Annotated in this window: 13 protein-coding genes; 2 read left to right on the plus strand and 11 right to left on the minus strand. The window is 60.0% G+C overall.

Features of this window, described 5'->3' with window-relative positions; genetic code table 11:
- Positions 1-108: 108 nt before the first annotated feature.
- The 11 genes from IFT59_RS20395 to IFT59_RS20445 form a co-directional block, all read right to left on the minus strand.
- Positions 109-717: a J domain-containing protein gene (locus IFT59_RS20395; RefSeq protein WP_062459068.1), complete on the minus strand. Its 609-nt coding sequence runs from the start codon at positions 715-717 to the stop codon at positions 109-111.
- 151 nt (positions 718-868) lie between these two features.
- Complete coding sequence (locus IFT59_RS20400) at positions 869-2155, minus strand: TRAP transporter large permease (protein WP_244476187.1); 1287 nt, start codon at positions 2153-2155, stop codon at positions 869-871.
- A gap of 2 nt (positions 2156-2157) precedes the next feature.
- Entirely contained in the window at positions 2158-2667 is a 510-nt protein-coding gene (locus tag IFT59_RS20405; protein WP_192088068.1) for a TRAP transporter small permease, read from the minus strand.
- Between the two features lie 90 nt (positions 2668-2757).
- The gene (locus IFT59_RS20410; RefSeq protein ID WP_244508887.1) at positions 2758-3762 is read right to left on the minus strand and encodes a TRAP transporter substrate-binding protein; all 1005 of its coding nucleotides are present in this window, start codon (positions 3760-3762) and stop codon (positions 2758-2760) included.
- 240 nt (positions 3763-4002) lie between these two features.
- Positions 4003-4803 (minus strand): phosphodiesterase, encoded by an 801-nt coding sequence (locus IFT59_RS20415; RefSeq protein ID WP_192088069.1) that lies wholly within the window; start codon positions 4801-4803, stop codon positions 4003-4005.
- A gap of 66 nt (positions 4804-4869) precedes the next feature.
- Complete coding sequence (locus IFT59_RS20420; RefSeq protein WP_113110023.1) at positions 4870-6162, minus strand: ABC transporter substrate-binding protein; 1293 nt, start codon at positions 6160-6162, stop codon at positions 4870-4872.
- Positions 6163-6207: 45 nt separating this feature from the next.
- A complete protein-coding gene (locus tag IFT59_RS20425) occupies positions 6208-7029 on the minus strand; it encodes a carbohydrate ABC transporter permease (RefSeq protein WP_062576395.1) in 822 nt (273 codons plus the stop codon).
- Positions 7029-7949 carry a carbohydrate ABC transporter permease gene (locus tag IFT59_RS20430; RefSeq protein WP_062459086.1) on the minus strand — a complete coding sequence of 307 codons (921 nt, stop codon included), beginning with the start codon at positions 7947-7949 and terminating at the stop codon, positions 7029-7031. Before IFT59_RS20430 ends, IFT59_RS20425 begins: the two co-directional genes overlap by 1 nt.
- Positions 7950-7951: 2 nt before the next feature.
- Complete coding sequence (locus tag IFT59_RS20435) at positions 7952-9097, minus strand: ABC transporter ATP-binding protein (RefSeq protein ID WP_192088071.1); 1146 nt, start codon at positions 9095-9097, stop codon at positions 7952-7954.
- A 161-nt stretch (positions 9098-9258) separates the two neighbouring features.
- Entirely contained in the window at positions 9259-9957 is a 699-nt protein-coding gene (locus IFT59_RS20440) for a potassium channel family protein (RefSeq protein ID WP_430249318.1), read from the minus strand.
- Between the two features lie 181 nt (positions 9958-10138).
- Positions 10139-11029: a LysR family transcriptional regulator gene (locus tag IFT59_RS20445; protein ID WP_192088072.1), complete on the minus strand. Its 891-nt coding sequence runs from the start codon at positions 11027-11029 to the stop codon at positions 10139-10141.
- Positions 11030-11127: 98 nt separating this feature from the next.
- Here IFT59_RS20445 and IFT59_RS20450 point away from each other — a divergent pair, with 98 nt between their 5' ends.
- Both IFT59_RS20450 and IFT59_RS20455 read left to right on the plus strand, forming a co-directional pair.
- The gene (locus IFT59_RS20450; protein WP_062463303.1) at positions 11128-12231 is read left to right on the plus strand and encodes an aldo/keto reductase; all 1104 of its coding nucleotides are present in this window, start codon (positions 11128-11130) and stop codon (positions 12229-12231) included.
- A 211-nt stretch (positions 12232-12442) separates the two neighbouring features.
- Complete coding sequence (locus tag IFT59_RS20455) at positions 12443-13798, plus strand: LLM class flavin-dependent oxidoreductase (protein WP_192088074.1); 1356 nt, start codon at positions 12443-12445, stop codon at positions 13796-13798.
- The last annotated feature ends 254 nt before the right edge of the window (positions 13799-14052 follow it).

The following is a 14052-nucleotide window of genomic DNA, read 5'->3' on the forward strand; positions in this document are numbered from 1 at the left end:
AGTGCAGAACGGTTACGCAATAGAACAAAGCTATCGCACAAACTGCCGCCATTCGGACGCGTCCGAGTCTTAACTGCAAGACCCGCAACTATAGCGATGCACGAAGTCTCAGCAGAAGCCGTTCAGCTTGAGGATCTTGTGTGCCTCGATCGACGCGCGAAGCTCGTCTTCCGATGTCCTGCTACCCTGGTTTGCATCGGGATGGTGCATCTTCAGGCGTTCCTTATAGCGGAGCCTGATCTGCGCAGGCGTCGCGTCTTGCGGAAGTCCGAGTGTCTCGAACGCCTTGGCCTCGAGAACCTTGAGCTTTCTTGCCTGCTGTTCCGCCTTTTGCGCCTTGCGCTGCTCCGCGCTCTTTCGCGCGTTGAGCGCCTTTGCCGATCCGGAGCGGGTCGTCAGCGGCATCGGGATCTCGGTTGGCTGCTTGACGCCGGTTCCCAATGTCGAGCGCTGGCCAGCGACCGCTTCCTTCTGGTAGCGGGCGACCACAGGATCCGACTGGGCCGGCGAGAAGTTATAGCCCTTGTTGTAATCCTTGATGTGCTCGAGACAGAACAGGAGATACAGGCCTTCGCCGCCCTGGCCGACCGGCGCGCGGTGTGAACCTTTTTTTTCGCAGCCATCCCACTGGCATCGCGGCCCGGATGTGTCGCTTTGCGGCGCAGGCTTTTTGCGGATGGACTTCAGGCCCACAAATATCTTCGAATCGACTGTCATAGGCGTCTATATGGCGGCAAGCTGCGATCTCGGCAAGCGGCGAACCTGAGTTCCACATTTATCCGTGTTTTTCGGAAAACAACTGTGCTTTTGGCGGCGACATCCGGTGTCGGTTACCGATACTCGCCGCAGTCACGTCCGGCGCGTTAGATCAAAAACCGGTGAGACGCGGCAGCCAGGTCGACAGCGCCGGAATGAAGGTGATCACAAGCAGGATCACGACATAGGCGATGAGGAACGGTGTCATTTCCCGGGAGATCTCGCTGACCCTGATCCTGACCGCCGCCGAGACGACATAAAGAAGCTGGCCGACGGGTGGGGTGATCAGCCCGATCGTCAGGTTGAGAATAACGATCATCGCAAAGTGGATCGGATCGATCCCCAGGCTAAAGGCGATCGGCGCCAGGATCGGCACCAGGATCATGACGCCGGGAAGGGGATCCATGAATGTGCCGAAAAGCAGCAACAGCACGTTGACGGCGAGAAGGAACATGATCGGGCTGAGGTTCCACGATATGATCAGGTCCGCCATATATTGCGGCACGCCTTCAATGATCAGCACCCAGGCAAAGGCTCGTGCGGCAGCGAGGATGAGCAGAATGCCGACGGTGATCATCGCCGAGCGGAAGATGATATCAGGCAGATCCCGCATGTGCAGGGAGCGGTAGATGAACATGCCGCAGAACAGCGAGTAGAATACCGCGATGACGGATGCCTCGGTCGGGGTGAAATACCCGGCGCGGATGCCGCCGACGACGATGACAATCAGGGCAACTGCCGGCATCGCGTAGACCGTCGTCCTTACCATCTCGGCAAGCGTCGGCCGCAGATCCATCGAGCGGTAGTTGCGCTTGCGGGAAATGTAGAAGTTCACCAGGCACATCGCGGCGGAGATCAGGAGACCAGGAATGACGCCCGCAACGAACAGGCCGCCGACCGAAACGCGATTGTCCTGCAGGGCATAGATGATCATGGTGATCGACGGCGGGATGATCGGATCGACGATCGCCACAGCCGCAGCCAAAGCGGATGCGTAGCGCTTCTCGTAACCGCTTTTCTCCATCATCCGGATCGTCATCGCGCCCGGTCCGGCCGCTGCTGCAAGTGCCGAGCCGGAAATGCCGGCAAACAGCGTTGTCGAGATGATGCTGGCATAACCGAGCCCGCCGCGGGCACGGCCGACGAATTGCGCCGCAAGGCGCAGAAGGTGATGGGTAAGCGCACCGCCCGTCATCAGTTCGGCCGCAAGGATAAAGAACGGGACGGCGAGCAGAGGGAAGCTGTCCACCCCTGAGAACATTTCCTTGATCACGACGATCTGCGGATAGCGGCTGCCGAGAATGACGGCGAGCCAGGTCGAAATCGCCAGCGTGAAGGCTATCGGCACGCCGACGGCCATCAGGATGAAAAACGAAACGAAGAGAATGGAAATCATCATGGTCAGGCAGCAACCGGCGGGAGGTCGTCTTCGCCCTGCAGCGCGCTCATGCCGCCGATGACGTAGGTGCGCAGAACCAGGAGAAGATGCATGGTCAAAAGGGTGAAGCCGATCGGGATCGCGAGATAGATATAGCCGAAGGGGATCTGCGTGGACGGCGTCGTCTGCAGCATCGTGCGGCCAACGTAGGTTTTGCCGGCCCAGATCATCACCGCGAAGAACGCGAACATGATGATCGCCGAGATGATGCGAAGGATGCGGGCTTTGCGATCTCCGACCGCGATCTGGACGTTGTCGATCGCCGTCAACGAACCGTGCCTGAGCGTAATGCCGGCTCCGATGAATGTCAGCCAGATCATCAGGTGGCGGGCAACTTCGTCCGACCAGGTGATCGACTGATTGGTGAGAAACCGAAGGCAGACGTTGAGAAACACCAGGATCGCCATCGCAGACAGTATAGCGATCAGCAGCCAGCGATTGAGATCGACGAAAATACGTTCGAATTTCTGCATTGCACCCCCGGCGCTCGAAGCGCCGCCCCTCGGATCGATCCGCTGACGGGCGTCCACCTGAAGAGGGCGCCCGTCGAAGTGTTGACGCGCTTATTTCGTGGCGATGATCTGGTCGACAAGTTCCTTGGTATAGGTCTTGTAGTAACCGTCATAGGCGGACTGGATCGACTTCTGGAACGCGGCCTTCTGCTCGTCACTGAGCACGTTGACCTGCATGCCTGAAGCCTTCGCCTTTTCCACGCCGTTCTTTTCGGAGGCGTCGACAAAGGCGCGCATGGCTTCTTTGCCCTTCAGCGCACCGTCCGCGAAGATCTTCTGTTCGTCCTCGGAAAGGCTTTCCCAGAACGATGGCGCCACGATCAGCATTGCCGGCGAATAGACGTGTCCGGACACCGTCAGATACTTCTGAACTTCCCAGAGCTTGGCGGAGACGATGACCGAAAGCGGGTTTTCCTGTCCGTCGATCGCGCCCTGCTGCAGGGCTGGAATGACTTCCGGCCAGGACATTGGCGTCGGTGCGGCACCAGCCGTCTTGAAGGCCGCGATATGGACCGGATTTTCCATGGTGCGGATCTTCAGCCCGGCCAGATCCTCCGGCTTTTCGATCGGCTGGCGGTTGTTGGTGATGTGGCGAAAGCCCTGCTCGCCCCAGGCAAGGGCGATCAGCTCGCGATCGCGGAACTTTTCAAGGATGCCTTCACCGATCGGTCCGTCCAGCACGGCGCGCGCATGCGTCAGGTCGCGAAACAGGAACGGAATATCAGTGACGCCAATCTCGGGTACGAAGTTGGAAAGTGCCCCGGAGGAGACCACGACGGCCTGGACGCCGGTTCCAAGCTGCAGGCCTTCGATGACTTCGCGCTCGCCACCCTGTGCGGAGGACGGGAAATGCGTGAACTTGAATTTGCCCTGGCTGGTTTCGGTAACGTATTTGTCCCAGCCATCGGCGGCGGCACCGTAATGGGAATCGCGCGCCAGCGCGTAGGCGATCTTCACCTCGGTTGCCTGTGCTAAGGCACCGGTTGCCCAGGTCGCTGCAAGGGTGGCAGCCGCAACGGCGCCAGCAAAAGTCCGTCTGTTCAACGCATGAAACACGTGTTTTCCTCCCGTAGAGCGCGTCGTCCTCATCCGCGCATGTGGACGACCTCCATCCGCGAAAACTTGATAGGCGTCAAGTTCATCCAAGGCCGATAAAAGAGCCTCGCCGGGGGTATTTCGGTTGCAGTCTGATCGACGGCTGATGTCTGTGGTGGAAAAGGCGCATCGCCTGCTTTCAGGCTCTGCAAGACGCAGGCTTTGGTTGAGGCGCACGACTTCGCCTCGACCACCCCGAAATCATGGGCCTTCGCAGACTGGCGCCTGGCCGGTGATCGTCTCGCCCACTTCCACGGCGTAGGCGCGCAGGCCATGTCCATCGAGCTTGATGATCCGGTAGCAGGGATTGCCTCCCGTCCAGAACGGCTTCGGATTGGCAAGGTCGGTGACGAACCGATGGGCGCAGGCCTGACCGGAGCTGTAGGCGATGCCCTCGGCGCTCGTTCCCGACATCGGAACGTGGATATGGCCGAACACGATATGGCGGATGCCCGCTTTGTGGCTGGCAAGCCGGCGCATGATCCGCCCGTCGTCATGCATGCCGATGTGGTCGAAATGGGCAATGCCGCATTCGATCGGCGGGTGGTGGATAAAGACCGTCACCGGGTGCTTGCCGGCAGTTTCGAGCGCCTCATCCAAAAACGCCATCCGTTCTTCGCCAAAGATACCGCCGATGACACCCGCCTCATGGCTGTCGAGAAAGACAAGCCTTCCGAACTCCGTATCGAGGAAGGACTGGACATATCCGTTTGCATCGAGGGGATGGGCAGGGAAGGCCGCCCTAAAATTCGGCCGGTCGTCATGATTGCCGAGCATCAGGCGCACTTCCAACGGCACGGGCGCCAGGATATCCTTGAGGATGTCGTAGGCTTCGGGATCACCGTGATTGCAAAGGTCGCCGGTCATCACCAACAGGTCCGCATCGGCATGCTTCTCGAGAATATCAGCCACGGCAGCGCGCAGCTGTTTCTCGGGGTCGACACCGTTCACGGACTGGCCTGACAGCATCAGGTGCGTATCGGTGATCTGCAGAATTTTCATCGTCGTTCTCTCAAGAATGAATAGGCCGCGGAGAGGCTCCCCGCGGCCGTAGGCATTGGTCAGTAATTACTTCATCAACGCGTTGGTCTGCTCGACGATCTGCTTCAGACCGGCCTCAGGCGTGACTTCGCCGCGCATGACGGTGCCGATGATGTCGCGCTGGGTGCGCCAGATGCGCACGGAATCGCCACCCGGATAACCGGCCCACGGCAGCGAGCGCTCAGCCTGGAGCGAAGCGGTTTTGACGTTCGGATGCTCGGCATAGTAGGGCGCCAGGAATTCCGGACCGGTGGCCAGCTTGTTGGTTGGCAGGTAGCCGGTGATGCGAACGATGACGTTCTGCGCTTCCGGACCTGTCACCCACTTCATATACTTCCAGGCTGCGTCCTGCTTTTCCTTGTCCTGGGTCAGCATCACGGCCGAGTTTCCGCCGGTCGGCACGCCGCCCTTTTCAGGGTTATCCAGCGGGAAGGTCGAGGTCACCAGCTTGAAGCGGTCACCGACCAAGGCTTCGATCGTCTGCACATGGGCAGGCGTCGAGAAGATGAAGCCGGTGAGGCCTGCACCGAACTGCTGACGAGACTGGTCCCAGTCAAGCAGGTTCTGGCCGCCTTCGGTGACGAAACGTCGGGCGAGCTTTAGAGCGTTGAGGCCGATCTCGTTGTCGAAGCCGACGGTCTTGGTGGTCTCATCAACCAGTTTGCCGCCCTGATTGGTGATGAGCGCCTGCCACAACCAGTCATCCGGCCACAGGTTGATATCGTAGCCCATGCCGGACACCTTGGCGTCCTGCGCATGGATCTTGTTCGCAAGCTGGATCAGGCCGTCGAATGTCTTCGGCATGTTGTCCGGGTCGCCGCCGGCTTTGCGCACCAGTTCGGCGTTGACATAGATGATCGGCGAAGAGGCGTTGACGGGCAGGCCGTACTGCTTGCCGTCAACCATGCCGAGCGCTGACATCTTCGGCGAATAGTTCTTGTCGAGGAAGGCCTGGCCGCCCTCCTTTTCGATGAACGGCGCGAGATCGGTGATCTGCTTGCGCGGTGCGAGTGTGTGGACCAGTTCTGCCGTCAGATTGTAGCCCGAGAAATAGACGTCCGGCAGGTTGCCGGTGACGGCTGCGCGCAGAACCTGCTGCTGGCCATCGTTATAGCCGGGCGCTGGCGCCAGGAAGTTGATCTTGACGTCTGGATTGTTCTTCATGAACTCATCGGCCAGCGGCTGATGGAATTTCGTGAAGCCCGGCAGGTTGTAGAGCACGTTCAAAGTGACATCCGCTGCAGATGCTTGCGTGGAAAAACCTGTCAGCGCGAGGCCGAGAGCCAGTCCGCCAAGCGCGGTCCGTCTGGTGATATGCATTTTGGTCTCCGAAGAGTTCGGTTGGGGGAGGGAGGAGGAGAGCAGTTACTTCACGCCGGTCATGGTGATGCCGGCGATGAAATGTTTTCTTGCAAGAAGGAAGCAGACAACCATCGGAGCCGTGATAATCGTCGCACCCGCCATCAGCGCGCCGTAGTTCGCGCCGGATTCCACGTCCGCGAAAAACAGCATGCCGAGCGGCGGCGGCGCCAGATTGGTGTCGGTGACAACGATCATCGGCCAGTAGAGGTCGTTCCAGTGGGCAACCAGCGAGAACACCGAGAAGGCCGCAAGCGAAGGCAGCGAGCCGCGCAGCACCAGCCGGAAGCAGATTTCCAGTTCCGAAAAACCGTCCATGCGTGCGGCTTCGATGATCTCGTCGGGATAGCTGCGGAACGACTGATTGAAGAGGAAAATCGCAAAGACCGAGAGAAGAAACGGCATCATCATCGCGAAATAGGTGTTCAGCAGCTGCGCTTTTGCGAGCCCCACGAAGAGGGGCAATGCCAGCGCCTGGATCGGCACGGTGAGTGCGGCAATGACCAGCGTCAGCAGCAGTTTGCGGCCCGGAAAGCGAAGCTTTGCGAGCGCGTAGGCTGCAGGCACGGCTGTCAGCACCTGCACGAACAGGATGCCAAAGCAGACGATCACACCGTTCAGCATGAAGCGGAGCATCGGTACCTGACTGGCCGCGCGTGAATAGTTGTCGACGGCTGCAAATTTCTCCGGGATCGGCCAAAGCGAGACGCTGAAGATCTCGGCGGGCGAACGGATGGAGGTCAGAAACATCCAGTAGAACGGCAGCAGCATCACGAAGGCCCCGGCGGCCAGAACGACATGCGGCAAATATCTGCGGAGCGCGGCCATCAGTAATGTACCTTCCGGTCCATATGCACCGTCTGGCCGATCGAGAGCACCAGGACGATGGCAAGGAAAATCAGGGTGAGGGCGGCCGCATAGCCGGTGTTGGAATATTCGAAGCCTTCAAGGTAGAGCGCGAACAGAAGCACTTCCGAGCCCGAGCGACCCTTGGTCAGAACCGCGACGGTTTCGAAAACCTTGAATGCGGATATCGACGTGGTGACGATGACGAACATCATCGTCGGTCCGAGCATCGGCAATGTGACCGTCAGGAAGCGGTCGATCGGGTTCTTCGCGCCGTCGAGCCGGACAGCTTCGTGCAGATCCTTCGGGATCGCGGTCAGACCGGCCAGGAAGAGCACCATGTTGAAGCCCAGCACCTGCCAGATGCCAATGATCGCCATGGTCGGGATCAGCAGCGACGGGTTGGACAGAAAGCCGACCGGCTCGAAGCCGAACCACTTGATCGCGGCATTGACCGGGCCGAGCGAGGGGTGCAGCAGGAACTGGAACACGGTTGCCATCGCAACGAGCGTCGCCGTCACCGGCAGGAAATAGGCGATCTCCCAGAAGCCGCGGCTGCGCTTGCGGTTATAGACGAGAAGTGCCACCCCGAGCGCCAGGATGACACCCGCCGGAATAACGATGACCGCGTAAAGCACCGTGTTCCACAATGCCCGCAAGAATACCGGATCGCTGAACGCCTTGCGAAAGTTGTCGAGGCCAACGAAGCTGGTGGACATGGCGCCGAGCTGATAGTCCGTGACCGAGAAGACGGCGAGAACAAGCATCGGAATGATGTAGATGGCGAGCATCAGCAGCACAGCCGGAGCAACGAAGAAAAGCCCCCGCCGCGCCATGCGGCGTGCAGTCGACGATTTGCGTGGCCGGGCCTCTGAAATTGCCTCTACCGTTGAAGCCGCCATACTCACGCCGGCACCTGTTCGTGAACGGTGATCTCGCGGCGCTTCTCGTCGGACCCGAAAAGATGGACGCCTTCCTTTGAAAACGCCAACCGAACATTTCCATCCGCATCCGCGCCAAGATCGTCACCGACCCGCTGCCGCATGACGATAGAAATGGATGGGTCGCAGATGAGATTGAAGGTGACGAAACGGTCGGCACCCTGCGTTTCAGTCCGCACGAGGCTTGCCTCGATGCCATCAGCTGCGGGAAAAACGTCTTCGGCGCGGATGCCGAGTGTCGCAGGTCCCGGCCATGCATTTCGTGCGGTGATGCCAAGCTTTTGTCCAAACAGAACGATCTCTCCGGATGCGTCCAGCTCGACGGGCAGGAGATTGATCGATGGCGATCCGATGAAACGCGCCACGGTCAAGGTCGATGGGCGCCGGTAAAGTTCATCCGGCGTGCCGAGCTGCTCGATGCGACCTTCCGACATCAGGGCGATGCGGTCCGACATGGTCATCGCTTCGATCTGGTCATGGGTGACATAGATGAAGGTGGCGCCAAGGCGGCTGTGCAGGTTGGTGAGTTCGCCCCGCATATGAGCCCGCAATTTTGCGTCGAGGTTGGACAGCGGCTCATCCATCAGGAAGGCAGAGGGCGAACGGACCAGGGCGCGGGCAAGCGCCACGCGCTGACGCTGACCACCGGAAAGCTGCGCCGGCCTGCGATCGAGCAGGTGGCCGATCTGCAGCACGTCGGCTGCTTCCTTTACCGCGGCATCGATTTCGCGCAGCGTCTCGGCCTTCGCGATCAGCCGCCCGATCAGCGGCAACCTCGACCAGACCGAAAGGCGGCGCATGCGCAGCGGCGTCGCGATATTGTCGCGCACGGTCATATGAGGATAGAGCGCGTAGGACTGGAAGACCATCGCCAGATTGCGGTCGGACGGATCCACATCGGTGACGTCGCGGCTGCCGATCGACACCGTTCCGCGATCCGCGGTCTCAAGGCCTGCGATGATCCGGAGCAACGTGGATTTGCCGCAGCCGGACATGCCCACGAGCGATAGAAACTCGCCAGGACGAATGGAAAGGTCGATGCCCTTCAGGACGTCGTCGGCTCCGAAGCCTTTCCCGATGCCGGTGATGTTAAGCGATTGAGGCTGCATTCTGAGCTCCTTTTCGAAGGGGCTATGCAGCCGCGACATGACGGTGTTGCGACAGTTTTGAGAAGGTTATGTAACGGAGGAGGAGGGCGGGACGTGGACTGGTGGGTGCTACGCCTGCCCCTCAGGGTCGACGGCGGTTAGAGACGTCGCCGGTCATTCGTTCAACTGCCCTCATCCGGAATGTTCAACACCTCTCCACAGGCCTTGCAATGCACCGCGTCTGCGTCATGGCGTTGCAGAGCGCAGCGCGGGCAGGGAAACGTGACCTTGTGCGGCCTGACGATCGCCTGCGCCAGCCGGACAAACAGCGAGATGCCGATGATCATGGTGAAGACGGATGTCAGCTTGCCGACCGTTCCCGGAAGCGTGATGTCTCCGAAACCGGTCGTGGTGACCGTTGCCACCGTGAAGTAGAGCGCGTCGATGAAACCTTCGCTTCCGTCACGATTGTAGAAGAACGTGGTGTAAACGAACCCGGTCATCAGAAACAGGAACACCAGGAAGTTCAGCACGGCGCGCACGACGTCCAGGTACGACACGCAGCCCGCACGCCGCAGAACCTCCTTCAGCAACGGGCTTTGTCCGATGGCCCAAAGGCGCATGACGCGAAGAAAAGCAAAGTTGAACAGCGCGTCGGGGAAAAGCAGCGTCACCAGGAGGACGAGATCGATCCAGGTCAACGGCCTTGCGAGCCAGTGTCGCAGTGACGGTGCTGCGACGGCGCGGACCATGAGCTCCAAGCCGATCCAGGCTGCGATGATGTAATCGACGATCAGATAGGACGGGCTGGACCGAAGATACGGGCCGAGCAGGAAGAATGCCAAGATCGCCAGATCGACGACCGCAAATGCTGCCTGCATGGCGATGGCGTTCCGACCCGTAGGGCGCTCGAGCAACCGCACGCAGTCCCTGAACTTGATCCGGTCGCTTCTTTTTTCGACAATTTTCATGAGGTCCAGATAGATCGAAAGGAGATGTCATCAAGCGTACGCACAAAAACACGTTGCTGACCGCGCCAGTAGCAAATTGCGGAGGCCTTGCTCAACTGGTTTTCAAGGCAGCGATCAGCGCCCGCAACGCCGGCGGGGATTGTCGCCGGCTCGGGTGATAAAGATGAAAACCCGGAAATCTTGGGCACCAGTCGTCGAGGACCTGGATGAGATTGCCCGACGCAATATCCTCCGCCACGTCATGCTCCATGATGTAACCAAGTCCGGCGCCCGCTCGTACGGCTGCAGCCGGAAGATCGCCGTCGTTGGCGACCAGAGGCCCGCGCGTGCGGATCTTGATGTCCTTGTCACCCCTCTGGAATTCCCAGGGAAGAAGTCCGCCCGATGTCTTCAGCCGATAACCGATGCAGGCATGACGGTCGAGATCATAGGGTGTCAGGGGAGGCGGGTATCTCTCGAAATAGGAGGGCGTGCCGACGACCACCGTCCTCAGGTCCGGGCCGATCTTGACTGCGATCATGTCCTTGTCGACCGTTTCTCCCAGCCGGATGCCCGCATCGAAACCGGCCGCGACGATGTCGGTCAAGCCATCATCGATGTTGACCTCCACGCGCACATCCGGGTTTGCAAGCAGGAATCCCGGCAGTCTCGGGAGGAGAACGATCCTGGCCGCATAGGCAAAGGTGGTGATCCGCACTGTGCCAGACGGGTTGTCGCGCCATTCAGCCATTGCCTGCAGGCCGTCTTCTATCTCCGCCAGCGCCGGGTTCAGTGATCGAAGCAGCCGCTCGCCCGCTTCCGTCGGAGACACGCTGCGTGTCGTGCGCGCCAGAAGCCGAACGCCCAGCCTCTCTTCCAACCCGCGCATCGCATGGCTGAGTGCCGATGGCGACATGGCGAGGATCGCGGCCGCACGGGTAAAGCTGCACTCTCGTGCGACCGTCGCGAACGCCACGAGATCATTGAGGTGGTTGCGCTCCATTGCTGCAAGCTGCTCACAAGTTCATGCCGCCCGCAACCTCTAATCGGCAGGAGCAGGTGTTGCTAGGTTCTTCGTCATCACCAGCATGGAGAAGACGCATGGATCTCACGCATTACCGCACACTCGGCAAATCCGGACTGATCGTCAGCCCGCTCGCGCTCGGAACGATGACGTTCGGCGCCGGTCGGTGGGGCGCCGGTGAAAAGACGTCGCGTGATTTGTTCGATACCTATACCGACGCTGGCGGCAACTTCGTCGATACCGCCGACATCTATTCGGGCGGCGAAAGCGAAACCATGCTCGGCACTTTCATGAAGGACAAAGGCAACCGGGATCGTCTGGTGATCGCCACCAAGTCCGGTTTTTCCCGCGCGCGGGGCACGCCGCTCTGGGGTGGGAATGGCGCGAAAAACATCCGGCTCGGGATGGAGGGTTCGCTGCGGCGGATGAAAACCGATTATATCGACATGTACTGGATCCATGTCTGGGATCGTACGACGCCCGCCGAGGAGGTGCTGCAGACCCTGGCGGACGCGGTGCACGCCGGAAAGATCCTGCATTACGGCTTTTCCAACACGCCGGCCTGGTATGTCGCCAAGATCGCAACACTTGCGGAAGCGCACGGCCTTCCGAAGCCGATCGGCCTGCAGTACAGTTATTCGCTCATCGACAGAGGCGTCGAGCTCGATGTTATCCCGGCAGGTGCCGAGTTCGGCTTGGGGCTCGTTCCCTGGAGCCCGCTCGCTGCCGGCTTGCTGTCCGGCAAGTATGGTCGCGACAAGATTGCCGATGCGGGGCGCGCCACAGCGATGCCCGATAGCGGTGCACCGACGAGCGAGGGAGACAGCGACGGCCGGTTAAACGGGGACAATCCGTTTGGGGGCATGTTGTTTACCGAGCGCAACTTCGACGTGGTCGATGTGGTGAAGACGGTCGCAGACGAGATCGGCCGTTCCCCGGCGGAAGTTGCGCTTGCCTGGGTTGTCAACCGACCCGGCGTGTCCTCGGTTCTGATCGGTGCGAGCCGAGTCGCCCAACTCACGGAGAACGTCGCGTCGCTCGCAATCACACTGAGTGATGATCATTTGCAACGGCTGGAACAGGCAACGATGCTGCCGCTCCTCAATCCGTATTTCATCTTCCAAATCCCACGGGAAACATTGTTCGGCGGTCAGGCGGTTCAACCCTTCGCACCGTCCTGACGGGCAGGACCCTTGCCGATGTTTTACCGTTGTCGGCCGGGATATCGAGCGGGCTGATCCCCTTGCCCCCAGATTGCGTGCGGTATTTGCGCGAAAACAACCGGTCGGTTCTTGCCGACCGGGAGGCTGCTGGTAAGCTTCGGGCAAGTGTGCGCAGAGCGGATCGATACCGCGCACCGATCGGCATCAATCGGGAGTTCGAAATAACAGCATGGCGCGTCGCGACAAACTCAAGCTTGGTACATTCGTCTATACCTTCGGCTTTCATCCCGCTTCATGGCTGCATCCTGATAGCGATGTGAACGGCGCCAATGATTTCGCTCATCTCCTGAACGTCGCGAAACAGTCCGAGGCGGCCAAGTTCGATTTCATGTTCATGGCGGACTCTCCCGCGGCCGCTGTCGGCGATCCGGCAGCGCTGGCGCGACAGCCGACCAAGATGAACCGTTTCGAGCCGCTTTCGCTTCTCTCGGCGCTCGCGGTTTCCACCGAAAAGCTCGGTCTGGTCGCGACCGTTTCGACCAGTTATTACGAACCCTACAACGTCGCGCGCATCTTTGCCTCGATCGATCATTTGAGCGGCGGCCGCGCCTGCTGGAATGTCGTGACATCAGATCACAACGAGACGGGCTATAACTTCAACCGCGACGGACTCGATCCCCACGCCCTGCGCTACGAGCGGGGTGCGGAATTCGTCGATGTCGTTTTCGGTCTGTGGGACAGTTTCGAGGCGGACGCGCTCAAGCTCGATCGCGAGACCGGGATCTATTACGACAAGGATAAGCTGCATACGCTCAACCATGTGGGCAAGCATTTCCAGGTCCGGGGTCCCCTCAACATCGCACGTTCGCCCCAGGGCCGCCCGGTGATTGCTCAGGCCGGCGGGTCGGAGCCCGGCATGGATCTTGCCGCGCGCACCTCGGAGATCGTCTTTAGTCTCGCCTCCAACATCGATCGCAACCGGGCCTTCTATAAGAACGTCAAGGATCGCATGCCCGCCTACGGTCGGGATCCTGACGATCTCAAGATCATGCCGGGCATTGTCATCAACGTCGGAGAGACCGAAGCCGAAGCGCAAGCCAAGGTCGATTTCATGATCGACAAGCTGCATCCCGATGTCGGTCGGCTGATGCTGTCGGAATTTCTTGAGGCGGATCTCGCAGGCGTTCCTCTCGACCAGCCGTTCCCCATGGACCGTCTGCCCGAGGCGCCACGCGGCTCGCGGGCGCTGTTCGACGAGCTTGTGGATTTCGTCAAAAGCGGCCGGACGGTCGGCGAGCTGATCCGTCACTATGCGGAAAAGCACACCGGCAATGGTATCACCGGGACGCCCACCCAGATTGCCGACTTCATGGAGGAATGGTTCGAGACCCGGGCAGCCGACGGCTTTATCCTGATGTTCCCGACCCTGCCGTCCAGCCTCGATGATTTCGTCAAACTGGTGCTCCCGGAACTGCGCCGCCGCGGTCTCTTCCGTGAAGAGTACGAAGGAAAGACGCTGCGCGACAACCTTGGTCTCTCCATGCCGGCCAATCGCTTCACCGCCGCGCGTGAATCAGGAGCGTGAAAGGGTCCTGACAGCCTCCTTGCGCGTAAAACTGCGAATTATCGTGTTAATCCAACGCCTTACCGTTTTCTTGAAGTTTTTACGACGACCCCTGTTGACTTGCTCGGGGCCTCGGATCTATAACCCGCTCACTGAACGAGGGCGGCGGCGCTGCTAGCGACGGACTTCTTCGTTTCGGTGAAAACCTTAAAAGATTGGCGGATGCTGATTGGGGCCGGGTTACGGTTTGACTCTTGGGTTTTGTGACGTTTTAG

Source organism: Rhizobium sp. CFBP 8752 (assembly GCF_014842035.1).
Taxonomy (GTDB): Bacteria; Pseudomonadota; Alphaproteobacteria; order Rhizobiales; family Rhizobiaceae; genus Neorhizobium; species Neorhizobium soli.

Bases quoted from the DNA above. Each gene is read 5' to 3' on its own strand.
- IFT59_RS20415 (WP_192088069.1), bottom strand. From the start codon at position 4,803: ATGAAAATTCTGCAGATCACCGATACGCACCTGATGCTGTCAGGCCAG.
- IFT59_RS20405 (WP_192088068.1), bottom strand. From the start codon at position 2,667: ATGCAGAAATTCGAACGTATTTTCGTCGATCTCAATCGCTGGCTGCTG.
- IFT59_RS20395 (WP_062459068.1), bottom strand. From the start codon at position 717: ATGACAGTCGATTCGAAGATATTTGTGGGCCTGAAGTCCATCCGCAAA.
- IFT59_RS20440 (WP_430249318.1), bottom strand. From the start codon at position 9,957: ATGCAGGCAGCATTTGCGGTCGTCGATCTGGCGATCTTGGCATTCTTC.
- IFT59_RS20430 (WP_062459086.1), bottom strand. From the start codon at position 7,949: ATGGCGGCTTCAACGGTAGAGGCAATTTCAGAGGCCCGGCCACGCAAA.
- IFT59_RS20425 (WP_062576395.1), bottom strand. From the start codon at position 7,029: ATGGCCGCGCTCCGCAGATATTTGCCGCATGTCGTTCTGGCCGCCGGG.
- IFT59_RS20400 (WP_244476187.1), bottom strand. From the start codon at position 2,155: ATGATGATTTCCATTCTCTTCGTTTCGTTTTTCATCCTGATGGCCGTC.
- IFT59_RS20445 (WP_192088072.1), bottom strand. From the start codon at position 11,029: ATGGAGCGCAACCACCTCAATGATCTCGTGGCGTTCGCGACGGTCGCA.
- IFT59_RS20455 (WP_192088074.1), top strand. From the start codon at position 12,443: ATGGCGCGTCGCGACAAACTCAAGCTTGGTACATTCGTCTATACCTTC.
- IFT59_RS20435 (WP_192088071.1), bottom strand. From the start codon at position 9,097: ATGCAGCCTCAATCGCTTAACATCACCGGCATCGGGAAAGGCTTCGGA.
- IFT59_RS20450 (WP_062463303.1), top strand. From the start codon at position 11,128: ATGGATCTCACGCATTACCGCACACTCGGCAAATCCGGACTGATCGTC.
- IFT59_RS20420 (WP_113110023.1), bottom strand. From the start codon at position 6,162: ATGCATATCACCAGACGGACCGCGCTTGGCGGACTGGCTCTCGGCCTC.